The organism is Dietzia sp. Die43, from assembly GCF_024519835.1.
Classification (GTDB): domain Bacteria; phylum Actinomycetota; class Actinomycetes; order Mycobacteriales; family Mycobacteriaceae; genus Dietzia; species Dietzia kunjamensis.
The window spans coordinates 18,722-41,889 of record NZ_JALJRF010000011.1 but is presented as its reverse complement, the minus strand read 5'-3'; the positions used below and the strand labels follow the sequence as shown (position 1 = coordinate 41,889).

Genomic DNA, 23,168 nt, shown 5'->3' with positions numbered 1-23,168 from the left:
CGATCAGGCCTCCACGGGCTTACGCAGGTAGAACACGATGGACTTGCCCATCACCGGGTTGAGCACCTTCTCGGCGGTCCGGGTGACCCAGGGCCCCTTCATCAGGTCCCAGACGAGCAGCTTGTGGTACGCCTTCGGCAACGGGTGGTCGTCGTTCTCCGTGCCCACCGCGCACTTGAGCCACCAGTACGGGGCGTGCAGCGCGTGGGCGAACCCGGTGCCGGTGACCTCCAGCCCCGCCGCGCGGAGCTTGAACCCCAACTCCTCGGCGGTGTAGATCCGGCAGTGCCCACCCGGGTTGGAGTGGTAGGCGTCGGACAGCTTCCAGCAGAGCTTCTCCGGCCACTCACGCGGCACGGTCACCGCGGCGACGCCGCCCGGCTTGAGGATCCGCACGAGTTCGGCGATGGCCTTGGTGTCCTCCGGGACGTGCTCGAGCACCTCGGAGATGAGCACCAGATCGAAGGTCGCGTCCTCGTACGGCATGTTGAGCGCGTCCCCGGTGACGGCCTCCCCCTTCGAGGAGGGCAGCCCCTCGCCCTCGGCCTCCATGGCGGCGAGCATGTCGGAGACCTGCTGCATCTCGTCGGCGTTCTGGTCGAACGCCGTGACGTCCGCGCCACGCCGGTAGAGCTCGAAGGTGTGACGACCGAGGCCGGCCCCCACGTCGATGGCTCGCATACCGGGGGTGACCCCGAGACGGTCGAAATCAGCGGTCAGCATGCGGCGTCCTCCTGCTCACGGATGGTGTACTCACCGGACTCCGGGAGCACCTCGGGCACGTCGTCGGTGACGTGCTCGTCGATCTCTGTCTGATCCGGCCCGAGGACCGGCCCGGCCGTCAGGTCCGGCAGCGCGTCGCCGCGGACCCGGGCGATCGCCGCCTCGTAGACCTCGACGGTCCGGCGGGCGACGGCGGCCCAGCTGTAGCGCTCCATGACCCGGGCACGGCCGCCCTGCGAGAGGCGTTGCCGCTCGGCCGGGTCGGACAGCAGCGCGCTGATCTCACGGGCCAACGCGTCGACGTCGCCCGGCTCGACCAGGCGGGCCGCCGAGTCGTCCGTGCCGACGACCTCCGGCAGCGCGCCGGCACGCGTCGCGACGAGTGCGCAGCCGCTGGACATGGCCTCCACCGCCGGCAGGGAGAATCCCTCGTACATACTCGGCACGACCGCGATCTCGGCCGACCCGACGAGATCGGCGAGCTCGTCGTCGTCGACCCCGGACACCAGGTCCACCGCGTCCCGCAGGCCCAGCTTGTCGAGCAGCCTGGCGGCCTCGCCCTTGCGCTTGAGCTTGGACACCAGCGTCAGACGCACGCCCGGGTGCTCCTCGCGGACCCTGGCCAGCGCGCGCAACAGGACCGGCACCCCCTTGAGCGGCTGATCGGCACTGGCCACGCAGACCAGGCGGCCGGGCTCGCGCACGCGACGATGGTGGAACCGGTCGGTGTCCACGCCCAGCGGGATGGTGACGATGCGGTCCGGGTCCACGCCGAAGTCGGTGGCGATGTCGTCGGCGGAGTTGCTGGAGACCGTGATGATCTCCTGCAGCTTGCGGGAGACCCGCATCTGCATGCCCAGGAACCCGAACCAGCGCCACGTGGTGATCTTCTTGCGCAGCGGGGCCTCCTTCATGGCCAGCGCGCGATCCCGCGTGATGGGGTGGTGCACCGTGGCCACGACGGGGAAACCCGCCTTCTCCAGGTCCAGCAGGCCGGATCCCAGGCACTGGTTGTCGTGCACCACGTCGAAGTCGTTTAGACGTTCCCGGAGTGTGCGCGCGGCCCGCATGCTGAACGTCCGCGGCTCCGGGAACCCGGCGGTCCACATGGTGACCACCTCGAGAACGTCGATGAGGTCGCGGATCTCCCGCGGGTGCGGCGTGCGGAACGGGTTCGCGTCGTTGTACAGGTCCAGACTCGGGACCTCGGTGAGAGTGGGGCCCGGGTCGAGTTCCGGGTAGGGCTGACCGGAGAACACCTCGACCGTGTGTCCGAGTGCTGCCAACTCGCGGCTGAGGTGACGGACGTAGACGCCCTGGCCCCCGCCGTGTGGCTTGCTCCGGTACGAGAGCAGCGCGATCCGCACTTCTCGATCGCCTCCTTCATGGTCGTCGGCCCGCCGTCGGCGGGTGTCGCGGGCGGCGACGGGCACATCGGGAAAGTCTAGAACACGTTCGCCCCGGTCCCACACACGGCCGGACGAACGCACCGGACCCCCGGCGCGAGAGGCGCTCGGGGGTCCGGTGTCGGTGTTACTCCACGGTCGGTTCGTCGCCGTGGGGCCTGCTCAGTAGCCCAGGTCGTCCAGGCGGACCGAGGCGCCGGTGGCGTCCCCGAACCCGTCCTCGGGACCGTAGAAACCATCGCCGTAGTCCGGGATGGAGTACGCGGCGGCGCGGGCCTCCTCGGTGGGCTCGACCGTCGAGTTCCGGTAGCGGTTGATACCGGTACCCGCCGGGATGAGCTTACCGATGATGACGTTCTCCTTGAGGCCCACGAGCTTGTCCGACCGCTTGTTGATGGCGGCGTCGGTGAGCACGCGGGTGGTCTCCTGGAAGGAGGCAGCCGAGAGCCACGAGTCCGTGGCCAGCGAGGCCTTGGTGATGCCCATGAGGACCGGACGCGCCGAGGCCGGCGAGCCGCCCTCGGTGAGCACGCGGCGGTTCTCCGCCGTGAGCTCGGCACGCTCCACGAGCGCACCGGGCAGGAACTCGGTGCTGTTCGAGTCGTTGATCGCGACTCGACGCATCATCTGACGGACGATGACCTCGAGGTGCTTGTCGTGGATCGACACACCCTGCGCACGGTAGACCTTCTGCACCTCGTCGACGAGGAACTTCTGGACACCGTTGGGGCCGAGGATGGCCAGCACCTCGTGCGGATCGGCCGGGCCCTCGAGGAGGGCCTGCCCGCGCTCGAGGTGATCGCCGTCCGCGATCGGGCGGGAGGAGCCGTCCTCCAGCTCGATATGGGCCAGGCCCTGGCGCTTCGACAGCTTCTCGTAGACGATCTCGTCCGCACCGTTGTCCGGCACGATCGTGATCGTGTAGAAGCGCTCCTCCTCCTCGAGACGGATCCGGCCCGCCTCCTCGGCGATCGGCGCCTTGCCCTTGGGCACGCGGGCCTCGAAGAGCTCCTGCACGCGCGGGAGACCGCCGGTGATGTCGTCACCGACGCCACCCTGGTGGAAGGTACGCATCGTCAGCTGGGTGCCCGGCTCACCGATCGACTGGGCGGCGACGATGCCGACGGCCTCGCCGATATCCACCAGGAGACCGGTGGCCATCGAGCGGCCGTAACAGGTCGCACAGACGCCGGTACCGGTGGTGCAGGTGAGGACCGACCGGACCTTGACCTTCTCGATGCCGGCGACGATCAGCGCCTCGATGTTCGGGTCACCGAGGTCGGTGCCCGCGGCGACGATCACGTTGCCGTCGGCGTCGAGCGCATCCTCCGCGAGCGTCCGGGCGAACGTCGAGGTCTCGACGTGCTCGTCGCGCTCGAGGGACCCGGTCGGGCTGCCGTGGACGTCCATCACCGGGCGGGCGATGGTCGTCTCGACACCCTTCGACGTCCCACAGTCGGTCTCGCGCACGATGACGTCCTGCGAGACGTCGACGAGACGACGGGTGAGGTAACCCGAGTCGGCGGTACGCAGGGCGGTGTCGGCCAGACCCTTACGGGCGCCGTGCGTGTTCATGAAGTACTCGAGCACGGTCAGGCCCTCGCGGAACGAGGACTTGATCGGCTGCGGGATGAACTCGCCGTTCGGACGCGTCACCAGACCCTTCATGCCCGCGAGCGAGCGGATCTGGGTCATGTTGCCCGCCGCGCCCGACTTCACGATCGTCGGGATCGGGTTGGAGTCCGGATAGTTCTCCTCCATGGCCTGACCGATCTCGTCGGTGGCCTCCTGCCAGAGCTTCACCAGGTCCGACTTGCGCTCCTCGTCGGTGATCTTGCCGAGGTCGTACTGCGACTCCAGGCGCGCGGCCTTCGCGTCGTACGAGGCGAGAATCTCCTTCTTGGCCGGCGGGACCAGCACGTCAGACATGGCGATGGTGACACCCGAGCGGGTGGCCCAGTAGAAACCGGTGTCCTTGAGCTTGTCCACCGTCTGCGCCACGACGATCATCGGGTAGCGCTCGGCCAGGTCGTTGATGATGACGGCCTGACGCTTCTTGGGCATCTGCTCGTTGACGAACGGGTAGTCCGCCGGGAGCAGTTCGTTGAACATCACGCGACCGAGGGTGGTCACGGTCAGCCACTCCTGGCCCTGCGTCCAGCCCTCGGGGAACTGCTCGGCCTCGACGTCGGCCGGCGGACGCTGGTGCGTCAGTCGGACCTGGATCGGGGCGTGGATGTCCAGCACGCCGAGGTCGACGGCCATGATGGCCTCCGACGGCGTCGAGTACACGCCCACGGCGGGGGTGTCCTCGGAGGCCGGGATGTACGAGCCGGTCGCACCCTCGTCCAGACGGGTGAGGTAGTACAGGCCGGTCACCATGTCCAGACGCGGCATGGCGAGCGGACGACCCGACGCCGGCGACAGGATGTTGTTCGAGGCGAGCATGAGGATGCGCGCCTCGGCCTGCGCCTCCGCGGACAGCGGGAGGTGCACGGCCATCTGGTCACCGTCGAAGTCGGCGTTGAAGGCCTCACACACGAGCGGGTGCAGCTGGATGGCCTTGCCCTCGACGAGCTGCGGCTCGAACGCCTGGATGCCGAGGCGGTGCAGCGTGGGCGCACGGTTGAGCATCACCGGGTGTTCGGCGATGACCTCTTCGAGCACGTCCCACACCTGGTCGCGCTGACGCTCGACCATGCGCTTGGCGGACTTGATGTTCTGCGCGTGGTTGAGGTCCACCAGACGCTTCATGACGAAGGGCTTGAACAGCTCGAGCGCCATCAGCTTGGGCAGACCACACTGGTGCAGCTGCAGCTGCGGGCCCACGACGATCACGGAACGACCGGAGTAGTCGACGCGCTTGCCGAGCAGGTTCTGACGGAACCGGCCCTGCTTGCCCTTGAGCAGATCCGAGAGCGACTTGAGCGGGCGGTTGCCCGGGCCCGTGACGGGCCGGCCACGACGGCCGTTGTCGAACAGCGCGTCGACGGACTCCTGCAGCATCCGCTTCTCGTTGTTGACGATGATCTCGGGGGCACCTAGATCCATCAGACGCTTGAGGCGGTTGTTGCGGTTGATCACGCGACGGTAGAGGTCGTTGAGGTCCGAGGTGGCGAAGCGGCCACCGTCGAGCTGGACCATCGGACGCAGCTCCGGCGGGATCACCGGGACGGCCCCGAGGACCATCGCGGCCGGGTGGTTGCCCGACTGCAGGAACGCGGAGACGACCTTGAGCCGCTTCAGGGCGCGGATCTTCTTCTGACCCTTGCCGTTGCGGATGATCTCGCGCAGCGACTCGGCCTCGGCGGAGAGGTCGAAGTTCAGCAGCAGCGCCTGGATCGCCTCGGCGCCCATGCCGCCCTCGAAGTACTCGCCGAAGCGGTCCTCGAGCTCGCGGTAGATGCCCTCGTCCACGATGATCTGGTTGACGTCGAGCTTCGTGAAGGTGGTCCAGATCTCGTCGAGACGGTCCAGCTCGCGCTGGGCCGACTCGCGGATCTTCTTCATCTCCTTCTCGCCGCCGTCCTTGACCTTGCGGCGCTGGTCGGCCTTGGCCCCCTCGGCCTCGAGCTCGGCGAGATCGGCCTCGAGCTTCCGCGCGCGGGCCTCGATGTCGGAGTCGCGCTCGTCCTCGATGATCTTGCGCTCCTCGAGGACCTGGGCCTCGAGGGTGCTCAGCTCGTTGTGACGCAGCTCGGTGTCGACGCCGGTGATGACGTAGGCGGCGAAGTAGATGATCTTGTCGAGATCCTTGGGCGCCAGGTCCAGCAGGTAGCCCAGACGCGACGGGACGCCCTTGAAGTACCAGATGTGGGTGACGGGCGCGGCGAGCTCGATGTGGCCCATGCGCTCGCGACGGACCTTGGCGCGGGTCACCTCGACGCCACAGCGCTCACAGATGATGCCCTTGAAGCGCACGCGCTTGTACTTGCCGCAGTAGCACTCCCAGTCCCGGGTGGGGCCGAAGATCTTCTCGCAGAACAGGCCCTCCTTCTCCGGCTTGAGGGTGCGGTAATTGATGGTCTCCGGCTTCTTGACCTCGCCGTAGGACCAGTTACGGATGTCCTCGGCCGTCGCGAGGCTGATGACCAGCTCGTCGAAGTAGTTGACGTCCTGCACGTAGGCGTCCTTTCCCGGGTGGGATGATGGCGGGCCCCTCGCGGGGTGGGGCCGGTGTGGGGCCCGCCGAGGTGGAACTCGAATCTGTCGGGTGCGGGGTTCGGGCGGCGTGGGCCGCCCTCCCGCCTACTGGGCCAGCTCGTCGGCCGCCGATGACTCGTCGCGCGAGAGGTTGATCCCCAGGTTCGCGGCGGTGCGGTCGAGATCGTCGTCGTCGCCCTCACCCAGGGAGACGGCCTGGCCGTCGCTGGAGAGCACCTCCACGTTGAGGCAGAGCGACTGCAGCTCCTTGAGAAGCACCTTGAAGGACTCCGGGATACCCGGCTCCGGGATGTTCTCGCCCTTGACGATCGCCTCGTAGACCTTCACACGGCCCACGACGTCGTCGGACTTGATGGTCAGCAGCTCCTGCAGCGTGTACGCGGCGCCGTAGGCCTGCATCGCCCAGCACTCCATCTCACCGAAACGCTGGCCACCGAACTGGGCCTTACCGCCGAGCGGCTGCTGGGTGATCATCGAGTACGGACCGGTCGAACGCGCGTGGATCTTGTCATCCACGAGGTGGTGCAACTTGAGGATGTACATGTAGCCCACGGACACCGGGTACGGGAACGGCTCGCCGGAGCGACCGTCGAAGAGGGTCGCCTTGCCGTCGGCCTGCACCATGCGCTCGCCGTCACGGTTCGGCAGGGTGCAGCCGAGCAGACCGGTGATCTCCGTGTCCGCCGCGCCGTCGAAGACGGGCGTGGCCGTGTTGGTACCGGCCTCGACGCTGTGGATCTCCTCCGGCAGCTTGGTCGCCCAGTCGGGCAGGGAGCCGTCCGCCTCACGCGGGACCTCCCAGCCGGCCTTGGCCAGCCAGCCGAGGTGGGTCTCCATGATCTGACCGATGTTCATACGACGCGGGACACCGTGCGTGTTCAGGATGATGTCCACCGGCGTGCCGTCGGGCATGAACGGCATGTCCTCGGCGGGGAGGATCTTGCCGATGACGCCCTTGTTGCCGTGACGACCGGCGAGCTTGTCGCCGTCCTGGATCTTGCGCTTCTGCGCCACGTACACGCGCACCAACTCGTTGACGCCGGGGGGCAGGTCGTCGTCGTCGTCCCGCGAGAAGACGCGGACGCCGATGACCTTGCCGGACTCACCGTGGGGCACCTTGAGCGAGGTGTCGCGCACCTCGCGCGCCTTCTCACCGAAGATGGCGCGCAGCAGACGCTCCTCCGGGGTCAGCTCGGTCTCACCCTTCGGGGTGACCTTGCCGACGAGGACGTCGCCGTCACGGACCTCGGCGCCGATGCGCACGATGCCGCGGTCGTCGAGGTCCGCCAGGACCTCATCGGAGACGTTGGGGATGTCCCGCGTGATCTCCTCGGCGCCCAGCTTGGTGTCGCGGGCGTCGATCTCGTGCTCCTCGATGTGGATGGACGTGAGCACGTCCTCCTCCACCAGGCGCTGCGAGAGGATGATCGCGTCCTCGTAGTTGTGGCCCTCCCACGGCATGATCGCGACGAGCAGGTTCTTGCCCAGCGCCATCTCGCCGTTCTCGGTGCAGGGGCCGTCGGCCAGGACCTGCCCGACCTCGACGCGGTCACCCTCGTCGACGATCGGACGCTGGTTGGAGCAGGTGCCCTGGTTCGAGCGCGCGAACTTCGACAGGCGGTAGGTCTGACGCCCGCCGTCGTCGTCCATCACGGTGATGAAGTCGGCCGAGACCTCCTCCACCATGCCCGGGGCGGTGTTGACGACCACGTCGCCGGCGTCCACGGCCGCGCGCAGCTCCATACCGGTGCCGACGAGCGGCGCCTCGGAACGCACGAGCGGCACGGACTGCCGCTGCATGTTCGCCCCCATCAGGGCACGGTTGGCGTCATCATGCTCGAGGAACGGGATCATCGCGGTGGCCACGGAGACCATCTGTCGCGGCGAGACGTCCATGTAGTCGACATCGCCCGGCTCGACCATCTCGACGTCACCGTGCTTCTTGCGCACGAGGATGCGGTCCTCGACGAAGCGGCCGTCGGCGTCGATCTCCGAGTTGGCCTGCGCCACGACGTAGCGGTCCTCCTCGTCGGCCGTGAGGTAGTCCACCTGATCGGTGACGACGCCCTCGTAGACGCGGCGGTACGGCGTCTCGATGAAACCGAACGGGTTGACCCGCGCGTACACCGAGAGCGAACCGATCAGACCGATGTTCGGACCCTCGGGGGTCTCGATCGGGCACATGCGGCCGTAGTGCGAGGCGTGCACGTCGCGGACCTCGAGCCCGGCGCGCTCACGCGACAGACCACCGGGGCCCAGCGCGGACAGACGACGCTTGTGGGTCAGACCCGACAGCGGGTTGTTCTGGTCCATGAACTGCGACATCTGGGAAGTTCCGAAGAACTCCTTGAGCGCCGCCGTGATGGGCCGGATGTTGATCAGCGACTGCGGGGTGATCGCCTCGGAGTCCTGCGTGGTCATGCGCTCGCGGACGACACGCTCCATGCGGGACAGGCCGACGCGGACCTGGTTCTGGATGAGCTCGCCGACGGTACGCAGACGACGGTTGCCGAAGTGGTCGATGTCGTCGACCTCGACCGGCACCTCGCGGCCACCGGCCACCTGCATCGAGTCGTCGCCCGCGTGGAGGCGCACGAGGTACTCGATGGTGGCGGCGATGTCCTCGCGGGTGAGCGTCGTGGTGGCGTCACCCTCGGGGTCGGGCAGACCGAGCTTGCGGTTGACCTTGTAACGACCGACGCGGGCCAGGTCGTAGCGCTTCTCCTTGAAGAACAGGTTCTCCAGGAGCGCCTCCGCGGACTCGCGGGTCGGCGGCTCGCCCGGGCGCAGCTTGCGGTAGATCTCGAGCAGGGCCTGGTCGGTGTCCTCGACCGTATCCTTCTCGAGCGTGGACATCATGATCTCCGAGAAGCCGTAACGCTCCTTGATCTCGGTGGTCGTCCAACCGAGGGCCTTGAGCAGGACGGTGACCGACTGGCGACGCTTGCGGTCGATGCGGACGCCGACGGTGTCGCGCTTGTCGACGTCGAACTCGAGCCACGCGCCACGCGACGGGATGACCTTGACGGAGTGGACGTCCCTCTCCGTGGACTTGTCGCGCGAGCGATCGAAGTACACGCCCGGCGACCGGACGAGCTGGGAGACGACGACCCGCTCGGTGCCGTTGATGATGAACGTGCCCTTGTCGGTCATCATGGGGAAATCACCCATGAAGACCGTCTGGGACTTGATCTCACCGGTCTCGGTGTTCTCGAACTCGGCCGTGACGAACAGGGGCGCCTCGTAGGTGCGATCCTTTTCGCGGCAGTCCTCGAGGGACGCCTTGACCTCTTCGAAGTAGGGCTCCGAGAACGAGAGCGACATCGATCCGGAGAAGTCCTCGATCGGGGAGATCTCCTTGAGGATGGACTCCAGGCCTCCCTCGAGGTTCGTGGTACCGCGCGAGGCGGCCCTCTCTTGCCACTCCTCCGAGCCGATGAACCACTCGAACGACTCCGTCTGGAGGTCGAGCAGCCCCGGGACCGGCAACGGCTCGGAGAGTTTCGCGAACGAAACCCTCCGGGGCGCACCGGGAACGGTGGAGACTGACGTGGTCTGGCGGGAGACTGCCAAGATGGGTCCTTCCAGCACCTCACGTGATCACCACGGGCGGTGACCACAGATGTATCTGCGAGCGGTCCGCCGACGGGTATCCACCCAGGTCCGCCGCGATATCGAGGGCTCGGAAAGCACCCGGTGGAACCGGGAGTGAGCCGTCACGGACGGACGGGAGGGCAAATAGCAGCCAGCGCAACGACCTAATCTAGCGGAAGGCGGCGACAAAGTCCAGCCTTCAACGGAGTGTCCCCCGGAGGCTGGTCCCGTGCGTGGTGCGGCGTCCGTCTCTGCGCTGGTTGCCCTCGTGGCTCTCGCCTCATCGGCCCCGGTCGGGACGTCGCACCCGGGCCGCGTCGCACTCGACTTCTGCGGCACTCGCCCGATGCACCTAAAGGGTGACGGGTGAAAGCACTTTCGTCAAGGATCCGACCCGGTCGGTTGCCGGATCGGGTCCAGACCCGCCCTCGTCAGGAGGGCAGATCCGGGATCCTCGACAGTTTCCACACGCCGTCGATCTTGTCCAGACCGACGAGATAGGTGCCGCTGGTGCTTCCCGCAGCCGCGCCGTCCCTGGTCATCGACACATCCTGGACCAGCAACACCTCGGCCTTGTCACCCTGCAGGTAGGCCAGACCGGCCTCGCGGACCTCCGCGTCGACGCTCGTCGCGGACTGCTCGTAGCTGTCACGCAACGCGGGCCAGTTCTCGTCCAGCTCGTTCACGAGCTTCGGGGTGAGGAATTCCCCCAGGGAATCGTGGTACTCGTCGAGGGTCTCGTGATCGATGGCCACGAGCCGCTGGACGTTGGTCGTCGCCGCCGAGAGGACCTCCTCGGTGGCCTTCCGGTCAACGAACGCCCTGTTGTCCACGTCGACGCCGGGTTCTGTCGCCAGGAACGCCCCGACGGCCGCGGCGACCAGCCCCACCGCGATGGCGGAGTACGCGATCGTCCGCCCACCGGGACGTCGGCCGGCACGCCGCTCCCCGCGATCCGCCCGGGTTCCGGTGCCGCCCACCTCGTCGTCGTCGTCTCGTCCGTCCCACGTCGTGGGGCGCGCGGCGCTCCCGCCCTCGGGTCGGGTCTGTCCGGCGTGTCCGGCCAGTCGCCTACGCGGCGCCGGAGTGACCGACTTCTGTGTCCTCTTGATCGGTGGCATCAGCGACTGTCGTCCTTCGTCATCGTCCGGCGGAGGTGGTCGGCGCGGGGGTCGACTCCTCCTCGGTGGCCGGGGCGTCCTGTTCCTCCGGCGTGTTGAGCTCCTCCACGGACCGGCTGGACTCGCCCACCGGGACCGTCACGCCCACCTGGTTGACCGCGTCGGCCTTCCAGGTGCCGTCCTCTCGCGTCAGGTCCACGCGCATCGCCTGACGGCCGGTGATGTCATCCTGGCCCTCCCGCTCGGAGTGGGCGGTGAACACCACCAGGACGGCGGCGTCGCCGGCCTCGAGGTCCAGGGTCTCGACAGCGGTGTGCGAGACCGTGGCCGTGGTGACCGCCTTCTGCTCCACGACGCGCGTCCGCACATCGTCGGCCCACTGCTCCTGCTCGGTGAGGAACTCGCCGGTCGAGGCCTCTGCCAGCTGCTCCAGCGAATCGTCGACGTTCCGGTGGTCGAAGCTGAACGCGTTGATGATCACCTGGGCGGCGACGTCGGCGGCCGCCTCGCGCTCGGACGCCACCTCCTGTGCCGACCGCGCCTGGGCGTAACGCACCCCGAACACCCCCAACGTCGCCAGCCCCGCCACGAGGATGATCGCCGCGAGGACCACCAGCCATCTCGGCACGGTCCCCGTCCCCGCGGGGCGGCGCGCGCCCCCCTCCGTTCCCTGCGAACTCATGGCGGTGACGCTACCGGACCCGCCGTCCGCCGGGTCGCCGCCCGGCCGCGCGGTCACCGGGGAATCAGCCCCTGCAGGACCGCGAGCTGCGTGGCCGCCACGGACAGGTTGGCCTTGTCGGGGTCGATCTTGGGCTTGGTGTCCCACGGCTGCGGCACGTCCGGGTGCGCGTACTCCACCCGGTCGGCACCGCGGACCGCGGTGGGGCTGCCGAAGGGCACGGTGCACTGCGCGTCGTAGTTGGGCGGGAAGTTCTGTTCCTGCCAGTCGAAGGACGGGTCCTGCGCCTTCATCTGGTCGATGATCTCCCACGTACCTTCGTACCCCTGCGTACACGCTGGTGGGTTGTTCGTCTCGAGGGACAGACCGAAGTGGATTGTCCCGTCCCCCGGGGCGACGGACATCCCGCCGGCGGCCAGTGCCGGCAACAGCTGCAGGAGCACCTTGAACGACGGCGCCAGTGGATCTATCGTCTTCATCGTCGCCGACAGGTTCCGCACGGCTCCAGAGAGCGGGGCGCCGGAGTTCTCCACCAGATAGCGGGTCTCGTCGGCGAACTCCGGTCCCGTGGTGATCAGCCGTTCCAGGTCGGAGTCCGAGTCACGCAACGCCTCGGTGACCGTCCTGAGATCGCGGGAGAAACTGACGATCTCACCGGACTGGTCGGCCTGCGTCTCCAGGACGGTCGCCCCGTCGCGGATCAGCGTCTGCAACTGCGGCATGGTGCGGATACCGGACTCGGAAATCCGGATGAGGGAGTCCGAGAGTCGCTCCAGTTGGGGTCCCCGGCCCTGGAACGCCTTGCCGAGTTCATCGACGGTCACCTCGAGATCGTCCAAGGGGACCGATCGGGAAAGGTCGTCGACGGAGGCCAACAGGTTCTCGACGGGTACCGGCAACGCCTCACGTCCGGCGGAGACCACGTCCCCGTCCTCGAGATACGGCGCCGAGCTGCTGTTGGGTCGCAAGTCCACGTACTGCTCTCCGATGGCGGAGCGGTTGGCGACCACGGCCTCGGTGTCCGCCGGGACGTCGGGGGCGCTCGAGTCGAGGTCGAGCTCGACTCGCACACCGTCGTCGGTGAGCGAGAGCTCGCCCACCCGTCCGATCGCCGTGCCGCGGTAGTTGACGGCCGCGTTGGTGAACACCCCGCCGGTCTCGGGTAGGTCCAGATAGACCTGGTACTGGCCGATCCCGAACAGCGAAGGTAAGCGAACGTAGTTGGCACCTACATAGGTGATCCCGACCGCGGCGATCACACAGAAGGCGATGAGCTGGGTGCGGAGTGTCTTGCTCATCGGTTTCCTGGCTCTCCTGGTTCGGGCAGGTAGTTCTCGGAGAACTCCGAGACTCCTGGTGCGGGCTTGGGCACCACCGCCCGGTCCATGACCGGCGGGACCGGCAGGAGCGGCAGCACGATGGTCGTCCGCCGGTCCGGGCCGTTGTCGCCGACCCACGGGTTCTGCGGGTCCACGACGTAGGGCCCGCTCGTGGTGTTCGGACGGCGAACCACCGGTTCGCCCTGATTCGCCCCCAGATTCCGGAGCGTCTCAGAGATCGTCGCGTCCACGGAGAGAAAGATGTTGGCCGCGCCGCCGACGGTCGCCGGGATAGACGAGTCCGGGAACGGGAAGGTGGGGACGAAACCGATCAGTTCGATGAGCTCCGGAGTCGACTCGCCGAGGGACTGCAGCACAGGGCGCAGCGCCCGCAGGTCGGCGATGAGGTCCTCCCTGCTGGTGAGCAGGACTTCCGAGCCGACCTGGCCCAGTGTGTCGACCCGGCGCAGCATCTCCACGAACTGCGAGCGCTGCTCCTCGAGCACCGCCACCCCGGCGGGCAGCTCGTCGAGCGCCGCCTCGATCTGCTGGCGCTGATCGTTGGCACGCGACGTCATGAGGTTCACGCCCTCGAGGGCTTCGGTGATGCTGTCGCGCTGCCGGTTCAGGCCCCCGATGAGCTCCTCCGCCGATCGCAGGGTCCGGGTGAGATCCTCCTCGCGGCCGTCGGTGGCCTTGCGCAGTTCGGCCACGATCGGTTGCAGTTGGTCCACGCCGCCGCCGTTGAGCAACAGCGACAGCGCGCCGAGAACCTGCTCGATGTCGGTAGCCGTGCGGGTGTCCGAACTGGCGATGACGTCACCGCCGGACAGCTCTCCGGTGGGCGGCTCGTCCTCCGGCGGGCTGAGCTGCACGAACTTCTCGCCAAGGAGATTGGTCTGCTGGATCGAGGCCTCGACGTTGGCGGGGAGCTCCATGTCGCCGCGGAGGACGATGTCCACCTCTGCGGTCCACCCGTCCTCCGCCAGCGAGATACCGGACACGCGACCGGCGTCAAGACCATTGACCTTGACCGACGACTGCAGGACCAGGTCCAACACATCGTCGAAGCGGACGGCCACGTGCATGGGGTCCTCACCCAGGTCCGCGCCACCCGGCAGAGTGTAGTCCTCCAGATTCAACGAGCACCCGGCCGCGACGGCGGCCACGAGCGCGCTGGCACCGACCGCGCGGACGGCGCGACCGAGGATGGGCGTGGTCGGCCGGATCATCCCCGTCCCCCTTCCGAGGCGGGCGTCATCGGCCACCCGCGATTGCCCTGGACCGTCCCGGGAACCGGGACAGACTGATTCATCTCGCCAGCGAGGATGCCCAACGGCAGATCCGGGTTCGACGCTTGTAGATCGGCGTTGCGCTGCGGCGCGAGAGCCTCGCAGGCCTCGATATCGGCGCGCCGGAGGTTGTCGAGTTCGGCCAGCATCTGGTCCCCGGGGTTCAGGCGGCCAAGTGTCATGAGCTGGCACAGGACGCCGGCCGGGTCCTGCAACTCCGGGATGCCGAGACGTAAGGACAACAGCCCGGCCTCGGGGTCGTAGGCGCCGATGAGGTTGGACAGAGCCAACGGAGCAGTCTTGAGGATCTCCTCGATGTCGCCCCTCTGGTCCGCGGTGATCTGACTGAGTCTCACCAAACGGTCCGCATTGCTGCGGATCACGTCCTGGTTGTCCCGCACGACACGCGCGACGTCCGCGAGGGCGTAGCTCAGTTCGGCGAGGGCGCCCTGGAGGTCCTCGCGCTGACCAGCGACAGTCTGGTTGAAGGTCGACATCTGGGAGTTGAACTGCCTCACCTGGGCATCGTTCTGCGCGAGCATCGTGACGAACGACTGCAGATTGACCACGGTCTCGCTGATGTCCTGACTCGAATCCGCCAGCGTCGTCGCGGCCTGCGACAACTCGTCGATCGACCGCCCGAGTGCGGCACCGTTGCCTCCGAGCGTGTCCGCGGACGCGGTGACGAACCGGTCGAGAGCGCCGTCCTTGTTGGCACCCTCCGGGCCGAGAGCATCGGTCAGTTCCTCCACCGAGGCGTAGAGCTTGTCCACCTCGACCGGTGTCGCGGTCCGCTCGAGGGGGATGTGCGCGCCCGATTCCATCTTGGGGCCGCCTGAGTAGGCGGGCAGTAGTTGGACGTTACGGTCAGGGACGACCGAGGGCGTCACCTGGACCGCCTTGGCGTCCGCCGGGACGTCCACGCCCCGGCGGACGTGGAACTCGACCTCGACGGTCTCCCCCATCGGGGTCACCTTGTCGACGGAACCCACCGTGACCCCCAGGATCCGGACATCGGAGCCCTCCGATATTCCGACGGCTGTCGGGAAGGTGGCGGTGATGCTGGTGCGTCCGAACCCCGTGACGGCGAGGAAAATCACAGTCACGGCGGCCACGACGACGACGAGCAGCAGCCCGACGAACGAGTACGGCATCTTCTTGTGCATCAGTTGATCCCACTCTGTCTGGCCGGCGCGCGGGCGCCGGGATAGAAGGGCGGCTCAGGAATACCCGGCGGGACGAGGTTGGTGACCACGGTGTCGAACCATCTGCCCGAGCCCAGAATGTTGGAGTACAGCCGATAGAAGGGCCCGAGGTTGTGGATGGATGCCCTCAGCTCTTCCTCGTGGTCGGTCAACACCGCCAGGGCGGAGTCGAGACTATCCAGGGTCGGCTTGAACTCGGCCTCGTTCTCCGCGACGAACCGGCGGAGTTCGATCGACAGTCCGCGCGTGGAGGCCAACACCAGCTTGAGACTCTCGGCGCGGTCGTTGAGTTCGCCCAACAACTGTCCGGTGCCGATGATCAGGCGCCGGAAGTCGTCATTACGGTCCGCCACGATCTGGGAGCTCGTACGCGTGGCCTCGAGTAGGTTCCGCAATTCGGCGTCCCGGCTGGACACGGTCTGCGACAGACGCGCCATGCCGTCGACCGCGCCCCGGAACTCCTCGGGCGACGCCTGCATCGTATCGGTGAGGGTGTCCAGGCTCGCTGCCAATTTGGCGTCATCGATCTCGTCGAGCGTCTCCGCTGCGGAGGAGAAAGCTGTGACCACGTCGTACGGGGCCACCGTCCGCTCAAGCGGGATCGGCTCCGACGTGTCGAGTTCCCCGGTTCCCGCCGGGCTCAGCGCGAGGTACTTCTGGCCGAGCACGGTCTTGAGTTGGATGCTCGCCCGGGTGTCGTCGCCGAGCCAGGCGTCCTTGGCCCGGAAGCCCACGGCCACCTTGTCGCCGTCGAGCGCCACGTCGGTCACGACGCCAACCTTGACGCCGGCCACGCGGACCTCGCTACCGTCCGCTAGCCCGGCGGCCTCGGAAAAGTAGGCTGTGTATTTGGGTCCCGCCCCGACGATCGGTAGCGCGTCGAGTCTGAACGACACGGCGGTCAGGGCGAGGATCACCAGGACCCCGATCGCTCCGATGGTGGCGTTGCTGAACCTCGGCTCGTTCGCACTGCGCTTGCTCATGGGATTCCCCCTGCGTGGCACCGGGGCGCGACGTTGGTGTACACCGGATGATTGATCGTGGGACCGCCGCTCGGAAGAAGGTTGGGCACGTTGGTGCCCGGGCCGTGCACCACGTCGAGTCCACAGAGATAGAACTGGAGCCAGGACCCGAACGAACCCATCCTGATGAGGTTGTCGGTCTTGCGCGGCAGGTTGATGAGAACCTCGCTGAGCGTGTCGCGGTTCGTCGTGATCTGGTCGCTGACCACCTTGAGGTGGTCGAGCGAATCCGTGACGGCGGGCCGCGTGGCGGTGACGATGTTCTCCGCCGACGAGGTCAGATCCGCCATCGAGTCGAGCGAACTGCCGATAGCGGCGCGCTCGTCGGCGAGTCCCTCGACGAGTTGCCTGGTGGTCACCACGAGCTGCTGGAACTGCACGTCCCGCTCGTTGATGGTCTCGAGGACCCGGGTGAGGTTGTCGATGACTTCGCCGATCACCTGATCCCGATCGGCCAGGTGGTTGGTCAGCTCACCAGTCTGGCGGACCAGGCTCGTCACGGTGCCGCCCTCCCCTTGCAGTACCCGCACCAGCGAGTCGGCGAGCGCGTTGACGTCCTCCGGCTGCAGGGTCGTGAAGAGCGGGCGGAAACCGTTGAACAGCGCCGTGAGATCGACCGCGGGCGAGGTCTTCTCGATTCCGATCGTGCTCCCTTCCTCCAGGGCCGATTGGACGGGTCCGGGCTCCCGGGAGATGTTCAGGTACCGCTGGCCGATCATGTTCCGGAACCGCAGTGCCAGGTGCACGTTGGCCGGCAGCGTGCGGTCGCCGACCAGGGTGAAGTCCACCTTAGCCAGGTCGCGTTCGTGGATCTCCATCCCGGTGATGTTGCCCACCACGACGCCGGCTATCCGGACGTCGTCGCCCTCCTCCAGCATGGTCACGTCGGAGAAGATCGCAGAGTACTCCGTACCTTCCGCCCGGGTGCCGCCCCTGATGGTCACGGCGAGGACCGAACTGAGCAGCACTGTGACCACGATGAAGACCACCAGTTTGACGAATGACCCCAGCAGGCCGCCACGGAATAGGGCCTTCAGTTTGGCGTTCATCGGAAACCGACCTCCGTTCCGCGAAGCGCCGGGGCGCCGATCTGGCCGATCCAGGCAGGGATCTCCTGCGCGCCGCGCGAGGACGCGACCCCCAGGACGGTTCGGACGGTGTCGGTCTCCAGCGGCGAGCCGGCGTAGGCCATAGCCACCACGTCGGTGTCCTGACCCGCGGTCACGGTTGACGGAAACGGCATATTGGGCTGCTCGGGCACCGCCCGCCCGGGAGCCGGGGGAACCGAGCCACGGTTACGGAGTGCCGGAACCGGCCCGTCCCGGAGAAGCGGATTGGGCAGAGTCGGGATGAACGCGGGCCCCGGATTGCGGGTGGGGATCTGGTAGCTCCCGTCGGCGATCGCCCCGCCGGGGGCCCCGCCGAAGATGAACGGCTCCTGCGCCGGGTCGTAACAGCGGGGACCGCGGGTGTCGAAGAACCGCGGCTCGTCCTGGTTGGGCACGTAACGCCCTCTGGGATTGACGAGCTCGAGCGTCACCCGGATGGCGGGGTGCTCGGTGCCCACGCCCAGGATGGCGTCGGACCGGTCCAGAAGAGTCATGAAATTCCCCACCGAGCACGGCAGTGCTGGCGAATACTCAGCCAGGTACTCCAGGGAGGTGCGCGAGTCCACCGCCAGGGAGATGAGGTCGTCGCGGTTCGCGGCGAGGAAACCGGTGAGGACCTCGGACGACTCGCTGATCCGCCGCAGTCCGTCGGCGATGTCGGGGCGGCGCTGGACCACCGTGTCGCCGGTGGTGCGCAGAGCGTCCAGAGCGTTGATGAGATCAGGCAGCGCCTCGGAATAGGTCTGGGAGAATGTCGCCAGATCCTCCAGCCCGGATTCCAGAGCGGGCAACTCCTGGTTGATGCCGTCGAAGACCTGTCCGATCTCGACCAGGCTGGCGCCGATCTCGTCCCCACGGCCTGACAACGCCTGGTTGATCGCGCCGAGCGTGCCCGCCAGTTTCTCCGGCGGGACCGCCTCGAGAACGGGGAGTAGCCCGTCCAGGACGCGCCCCAACTCGATCGCGTTGCCGCGGGTGTCCTGCTCGATGGTCGCTCCCGGTTCGAGCGTCCCCACGGGCTGATCGGGGAACCCCAGGTCGACGAACCGCTCACCGAACAACGTCTTGGGGAGCAGGCGGCCACTGACGTTGGCCGGCAGTTGTTCCATGAGCGCCGGGTCGAACTCCATGTTGATCTGCACGCGGTCCCCGTCGGGTTCGACACCGGAGACGCGGCCCACGAGGACACCGCGCGCCTTGACGTCGGCGTCGTTCGGCAGCGCGTAGGCCAGCTGGTCGGTGTTCAGGGTGACGGTGTCCGACGCGGTGAACGCGCGGTTGTAGATCGCGATGGTCGTGCCGACGAAGGCCAGCACGATGACGATGAACAGGGCGGCCAGCAGCCGCTTCGAGAGCGCCGAGAGTTCGTTCATCCCGCCACCCGCACAGTCGTGGTCGTGCCCCAGAGGGCGAGTCCGACGAAGAAGTTGAGGATCGCCACCACGACGATCGTGGTGCGGACGGCCCGCCCCACAGCCACGCCGACGCCGGCCGGACCGCCGGTGGCGGTGAAGCCGTAGAAGCAGTGGATCATCACCAGCACGAACGCGAAGATGATCACCTTGACGAACGAGTAGATCACGTCTTCCGGTGGCAGGAACAGGTGGAAGTAGTGGTCGAACGAGCCGGTGGACTGGCCCTGCACGATGGTGTTGACGCCCCTCGTGGCGAGGTAGGAGGACAGCAGGCCGACGACGTACAGCGGGATGACCGCGATGAATCCGGCGATCACCCGGGTGGTGACCAGATAGGGCACGCTCGGGATCGCCATGACCTCCAGGGCGTCGATCTCCTCGGATATCCGCATCGCGCCGAGTTGGGCCGTGAAGCCGCAGCCGACGGTGGCGGACAGGGCGAGTGACGCCACGATGGGGGCGACCTCGCGGGTGTTGACGTAGGCAGACAGGAACCCGGTGAGGACCGAGCTACCGATCTGGTCGAGGGCTGCGTACCCCTGCAGGCCGACGACGACCCCGGTGAACCCGCTCATCATGACGATGACGCCGATGGTCCCGCCGAGCACCGCCAGCGTGCCGACGCCGAAGGTCACCTCCGCGATCAGGCGCAGCACCTCGTGGCGGTAGTGGACGATCGTCTGAGGGATCCAGCGGATCGCCCGGAGATGGAAGGCGAGCTGGTCGCCCAGAGAGTCGAACGAACTGACCGGGCCACGGACAAGGGCCCTCAGCCGGGCCCTCGTGGGTCCGACATCGGTATGGATCGCCATTACGACCCCTTCGGGGGAACGATCTGCAGGTACATCGCCGTCAAGATGAGGTTGGCGAAGAACAGCAGGAGGAATGTGAGGACCACGCCGAGGTTGACGGCGTCGCCGACCCCCTTGGGGCCGCCCTTGGGGTTCATCCCGCAGTACGAGGCGACCACGCCGGCGATGAGTCCGAAGATCAGGGCCTTGATCGAGGACATGATGAAGTCGGGCAGTTGGGCGAGGGCACCGAAGGACATCAGGTAGGCGCCCGGTGTGCCGCCCTGCAGCATGATGTTGAACACGTAACCGCCGGAGATCCCGACGATGGAGACGAGTCCGTTCAGGAGCACCGCGACGAGCATCATGCCGAGCACCCGCGGGACGACGAGCCTCTGGATGGGGTCGATCCCCAGGACTCGCATCGCGTCGAGCTCCTCGCGGATGGTCCGGGCACCGAGGTCGGCGGCCACCGCCGAACCGGCGGCGCCCGCGATCAGCAGTGAGGTCACCAGCGGCGCACCCTGTTGGACGACGGCGAGGACGCCGGTGGCCCCCGTGTAGGCCTCGGCGCCGAGCTGCTGGACGAGCGACCCGGTCTGCATCGCCACGACGGCCCCGAACGGGATCGCCACCAGTGCCGACGGGAGGATCGTCACCGAGGCGATGAACCAGGACTGCTCTATGAACTCACGGAACTGGAACGGTCGCCTGAAGACCCCTCGTAGCACGTCGAGGAACAGTCGGAATACCTCGCCGGCCCCGCCCACCGCGGCCCGGAAGCCTCCTCCGACATCGGCCGGTGACATACCGGCCCGTCCTTCTGGATGCTGGGTCGTACTCTCCGCCATCAAATCCCCCCGGTTCGGTCGACGCGTCAGTTCTCGTCGGACCCGTAGTGCTCGTCCACTCCGGACGAGTTGGAGCCCGCGTCCGACTGCGACGAGGTGGCCCCTGCAGGCGCCGACGCGGCGACCTTACCGTTGCCGTGACCGCGAGAGGCCCATTCCTCGCGGATGGCCTGCTGCGCACCCTCCGGCAGCGTGTCGAGCATCTCGGCCACCCTCTCCTCACGCCGGACCTCACCCTTGCGCTCCGGGCTGCCCGGAGTCGGCTGCATCTGCGGCGGCACTCCCTTGAGCTCGTCCTCGCCCGGGGATCCGTCGTTGTGCCCGGCCTCCGCATGCTTCATCTCCTCGCGCATCTGCGCGTCGTCCTTCTCCTCGGACATACCGATGGGACCGAGCTTGGAGCCGCGCAGGAACTGGCGGACGGACGGTTCCTCGCTGGTGAGCAGCACCTCGCGGGGTCCGAACATCACGAGCTTCTTGCGGTAGAGCATTCCGAGGTTGTCCGGCACGGTGCGGGCGAGGTTGATGTTGTGCGTGACGATGAGGATCGTCGCGTCGATCTGGGCGTTGATGTCGATGAGCAGCTGAGCCAGGTAGGTGGTGCGGACCGGGTCGAGACCCGAGTCGGGCTCGTCGACGAGGATGATCTCCGGGTCCAGCACCAGGGCGCGGGCCAGGCCTGCGCGCTTACGCATACCGCCGGATATCTCGCCGGGCAGTTTGCCCTCCGCCCCGGTGAGACCGGTGAGCTCGAGCTTCTCCATGACGATGTCACGGATCTCACTCTCCGACTTCTTCGTGTGCTCGCGCAGCGGGAACGCGACGTTGTCGTAGAGGTCCATGGACCCGAACAGTGCGCCGTCCTGGAACAGGACGCCGAACAGCTTGCGGATCTCGTAGAGCTCCTTGGCGGTGCACTGCAGGATGTCGGTGCCGTCGATGATGATCTTGCCGCGCTCCGGGCGCAGCAGCCCGATAAGGGACTTGAGGAACACCGACTTGCCGGTACCCGACGGACCGAGCAGCGCACTGACCTCGCCCTCGGGAAGGGTGAACGTGACGTCCTCCCAGATCTTCTGCGAACCGAAGGACTTGGTCAGACCCTCGACGGAAACCTCGACACCCACGTCAACCACTCCTCACTGCGGCCCTGATCTGTGGCCACGGTCACTGTAAACTACCGCTCCGGAGGCGTGCTTTGTTACATCCCGACCAAAAGTGTTCCGCTACCGCAGCCGGAGAGCAGGCGGGCGTGGGGAAATGGCGCGAGTGGAACGCAAATGGGACAGGGACGGCCCGGCGATATCGCCGGGCCGTCCCTGGTGAAGCGGTGGTGCGTCAGATCACTTGAGGGTGACCGTCGCGCCGGCCTCCTCGAGCTTGGTCTTGGCGGCCTCGGCGGCCTCCTTGTCGACCTTCTCGACGATCGCCTTGGGGGCGGACTCGACGAGATCCTTGGCCTCCTTGAGGCCCAGGCCCGACACGAGCTCGCGCACGACCTTGATGACGCCGATCTTCTTGTCGCCGGCCGACTCGAGGACGACATCGAACTCGTCCTGCTCGGCGGCGGCCTCGCCACCGGCAGCCGGGGCGCCGGCAGCGGCGACGGCGACCGGAGCGGCCGCGGTGACCTCGAAGGTGTCCTCGAAGAGCTTCACGAACTCGGAGAGCTCCAGAAGAGTCATCTCCTTGAAGGCCTCGAGCAGCTCGTCGTTGCTGAGCTTCGCCATGGTGGCGTCCTTTCTGTTGGTCCCGGTGCCGTCAGACGGCCCGGAAGCATGTGGGGTTATCAGTTCTTCTTGTCCTCGAGCGCCGCGAACAGACGTGCCAGCTGCGAAGCGGGCGCGTTGAACAGGCCGGCGGCCTTGGTCTGGTTACCCTTGAGGGCACCGGCCATCTTCGCGAGCAGGACCTCGCGGGACTCGAGATCGGCGATCTTGTCGAGTTCGGTGGCGGACAGCGGTGAGCCGTCCATGACACCGCCCTTGATGACGAGCGCCTTGTTGTCCTTGGCGAAGTTCTTGAGCGCCTTGGCGGCGTCCACGACCTCACCGGTGACGAACGCGATGGCGGTGGGACCGGACAGGAGGTCATCGAGACCCTCGACTCCGGCTTCCTCAGCCGCACGCTTGACCAGGGTGTTCTTGGCCACGGTGTACGTGGCCGCGTCACCCAGCGTCTTGCGCAGTTCGGTGACCTGCGGGACGGAGAGTCCGCGGTACTCGGTGACCACGGCGGTCGTGGAGTTCTGGAAGTGCTGCTTGATCTCCTCGACGGCCTGGACCTTTGCGGGCTTTGCCATGTTTCGCCTCCTTTCTGCATCATCTCGCCCGAGAAAACACGAACGCCCCGTGCGCAGGTGGCACGGGGCGTGGAGGAGCTGGCACGGGCCCCTGGGGACCCACGGCACATCCGACGCTGACCGGTGTTCTCCTGCGCGGGCCGTCCGGGCGCTCCCGGACCCTTCGACCACC

At 67.4% G+C, this 23,168-nt stretch carries 17 protein-coding genes; all 17 read right to left on the bottom strand.

The genetic code is table 11. The annotated features are described in order from the left end of the window. Positions 1 to 3 precede the first annotated feature (3 nt). Positions 4 to 723, bottom strand: a complete 720-nt coding sequence (locus NR111_RS10695; protein WP_206474854.1) for a class I SAM-dependent methyltransferase — start codon at positions 721 to 723, stop codon at positions 4 to 6. Then, positions 717 to 2,090, bottom strand: coding sequence for a glycosyltransferase family 4 protein (locus NR111_RS10690; protein ID WP_206475028.1), 1,374 nt, complete (start codon positions 2,088 to 2,090; stop codon positions 717 to 719). Before NR111_RS10690 ends, NR111_RS10695 begins: the two co-directional genes overlap by 7 nt. Positions 2,091 to 2,291: 201 nt before the next feature. Next, on the bottom strand, positions 2,292 to 6,251 hold the full coding sequence (locus NR111_RS10685; RefSeq protein ID WP_206474853.1) for a DNA-directed RNA polymerase subunit beta': 3,960 nt from the start codon (positions 6,249 to 6,251) through the stop codon (positions 2,292 to 2,294). A 126-nt stretch (positions 6,252 to 6,377) separates the two neighbouring features. Then, positions 6,378 to 9,884, bottom strand: coding sequence for a DNA-directed RNA polymerase subunit beta (locus tag NR111_RS10680; RefSeq protein ID WP_069389561.1), 3,507 nt, complete (start codon positions 9,882 to 9,884; stop codon positions 6,378 to 6,380). A 434-nt stretch (positions 9,885 to 10,318) separates the two neighbouring features. Further along, positions 10,319 to 11,008 carry a hypothetical protein gene (locus NR111_RS10675; protein WP_206474852.1) on the bottom strand — a complete coding sequence of 230 codons (690 nt, stop codon included), beginning with the start codon at positions 11,006 to 11,008 and terminating at the stop codon, positions 10,319 to 10,321. Positions 11,009 to 11,027: 19 nt separating this feature from the next. Beyond that, positions 11,028 to 11,690 (bottom strand): hypothetical protein, encoded by a 663-nt coding sequence (locus NR111_RS10670; protein WP_241261659.1) that lies wholly within the window; start codon positions 11,688 to 11,690, stop codon positions 11,028 to 11,030. 53 nt (positions 11,691 to 11,743) lie between these two features. Further along, positions 11,744 to 12,988, bottom strand: a complete 1,245-nt coding sequence (locus NR111_RS10665; RefSeq protein ID WP_096907030.1) for an MCE family protein — start codon at positions 12,986 to 12,988, stop codon at positions 11,744 to 11,746. Continuing rightward, a complete protein-coding gene (locus tag NR111_RS10660) occupies positions 12,985 to 14,241 on the bottom strand; it encodes an MCE family protein (protein ID WP_063971834.1) in 1,257 nt (418 codons plus the stop codon). The genes NR111_RS10665 and NR111_RS10660 overlap by 4 nt, the downstream gene beginning before the upstream one ends. Beyond that, positions 14,238 to 15,467: an MCE family protein gene (locus NR111_RS10655; protein WP_096907029.1), complete on the bottom strand. Its 1,230-nt coding sequence runs from the start codon at positions 15,465 to 15,467 to the stop codon at positions 14,238 to 14,240. Before NR111_RS10655 ends, NR111_RS10660 begins: the two co-directional genes overlap by 4 nt. Continuing rightward, the gene (locus NR111_RS10650; RefSeq protein WP_096907028.1) at positions 15,467 to 16,489 is read right to left on the bottom strand and encodes an MCE family protein; all 1,023 of its coding nucleotides are present in this window, start codon (positions 16,487 to 16,489) and stop codon (positions 15,467 to 15,469) included. The genes NR111_RS10655 and NR111_RS10650 overlap by 1 nt, the downstream gene beginning before the upstream one ends. Beyond that, positions 16,486 to 17,577, bottom strand: a complete 1,092-nt coding sequence (locus NR111_RS10645; protein ID WP_206474851.1) for an MCE family protein — start codon at positions 17,575 to 17,577, stop codon at positions 16,486 to 16,488. The genes NR111_RS10650 and NR111_RS10645 overlap by 4 nt, the downstream gene beginning before the upstream one ends. Beyond that, the gene (locus NR111_RS10640) at positions 17,574 to 19,010 is read right to left on the bottom strand and encodes an MCE family protein (RefSeq protein WP_096907026.1); all 1,437 of its coding nucleotides are present in this window, start codon (positions 19,008 to 19,010) and stop codon (positions 17,574 to 17,576) included. Before NR111_RS10640 ends, NR111_RS10645 begins: the two co-directional genes overlap by 4 nt. Next, complete coding sequence (locus tag NR111_RS10635) at positions 19,007 to 19,864, bottom strand: ABC transporter permease (RefSeq protein ID WP_154830609.1); 858 nt, start codon at positions 19,862 to 19,864, stop codon at positions 19,007 to 19,009. Before NR111_RS10635 ends, NR111_RS10640 begins: the two co-directional genes overlap by 4 nt. Further along, positions 19,864 to 20,652 carry an ABC transporter permease gene (locus NR111_RS10630; protein WP_206474849.1) on the bottom strand — a complete coding sequence of 263 codons (789 nt, stop codon included), beginning with the start codon at positions 20,650 to 20,652 and terminating at the stop codon, positions 19,864 to 19,866. Before NR111_RS10630 ends, NR111_RS10635 begins: the two co-directional genes overlap by 1 nt. A 68-nt stretch (positions 20,653 to 20,720) precedes the next feature. Then, a complete protein-coding gene (locus NR111_RS10625) occupies positions 20,721 to 21,821 on the bottom strand; it encodes an ABC transporter ATP-binding protein (protein WP_096907023.1) in 1,101 nt (366 codons plus the stop codon). A 216-nt stretch (positions 21,822 to 22,037) separates the two neighbouring features. After that, positions 22,038 to 22,424, bottom strand: coding sequence for a 50S ribosomal protein L7/L12 (gene rplL / locus NR111_RS10620; RefSeq protein WP_007631805.1), 387 nt, complete (start codon positions 22,422 to 22,424; stop codon positions 22,038 to 22,040). A gap of 59 nt (positions 22,425 to 22,483) precedes the next feature. Next, the gene (gene rplJ, locus NR111_RS10615) at positions 22,484 to 22,996 is read right to left on the bottom strand and encodes a 50S ribosomal protein L10 (RefSeq protein ID WP_007631803.1); all 513 of its coding nucleotides are present in this window, start codon (positions 22,994 to 22,996) and stop codon (positions 22,484 to 22,486) included. Positions 22,997 to 23,168: the final 172 nt, after the last annotated feature.

Bases quoted from the DNA above. Each gene is read 5' to 3' on its own strand.
- NR111_RS10695 (WP_206474854.1), bottom strand. From the start codon at position 723: ATGCTGACCGCTGATTTCGACCGTCTCGGGGTCACCCCCGGTATGCGA.
- NR111_RS10675 (WP_206474852.1), bottom strand. From the start codon at position 11,008: ATGCCACCGATCAAGAGGACACAGAAGTCGGTCACTCCGGCGCCGCGT.
- NR111_RS10670 (WP_241261659.1), bottom strand. From the start codon at position 11,690: ATGAGTTCGCAGGGAACGGAGGGGGGCGCGCGCCGCCCCGCGGGGACG.
- NR111_RS10665 (WP_096907030.1), bottom strand. From the start codon at position 12,988: ATGAGCAAGACACTCCGCACCCAGCTCATCGCCTTCTGTGTGATCGCC.
- NR111_RS10660 (WP_063971834.1), bottom strand. From the start codon at position 14,241: ATGATCCGGCCGACCACGCCCATCCTCGGTCGCGCCGTCCGCGCGGTC.
- NR111_RS10655 (WP_096907029.1), bottom strand. From the start codon at position 15,467: ATGCACAAGAAGATGCCGTACTCGTTCGTCGGGCTGCTGCTCGTCGTC.
- NR111_RS10650 (WP_096907028.1), bottom strand. From the start codon at position 16,489: ATGAGCAAGCGCAGTGCGAACGAGCCGAGGTTCAGCAACGCCACCATC.
- NR111_RS10645 (WP_206474851.1), bottom strand. From the start codon at position 17,577: ATGAACGCCAAACTGAAGGCCCTATTCCGTGGCGGCCTGCTGGGGTCA.
- NR111_RS10640 (WP_096907026.1), bottom strand. From the start codon at position 19,010: ATGAACGAACTCTCGGCGCTCTCGAAGCGGCTGCTGGCCGCCCTGTTC.
- NR111_RS10635 (WP_154830609.1), bottom strand. From the start codon at position 19,864: ATGGCGATCCATACCGATGTCGGACCCACGAGGGCCCGGCTGAGGGCC.
- NR111_RS10630 (WP_206474849.1), bottom strand. From the start codon at position 20,652: ATGTCACCGGCCGATGTCGGAGGAGGCTTCCGGGCCGCGGTGGGCGGG.
- rplL (WP_007631805.1), bottom strand. From the start codon at position 22,424: ATGGCGAAGCTCAGCAACGACGAGCTGCTCGAGGCCTTCAAGGAGATG.
- rplJ (WP_007631803.1), bottom strand. From the start codon at position 22,996: ATGGCAAAGCCCGCAAAGGTCCAGGCCGTCGAGGAGATCAAGCAGCAC.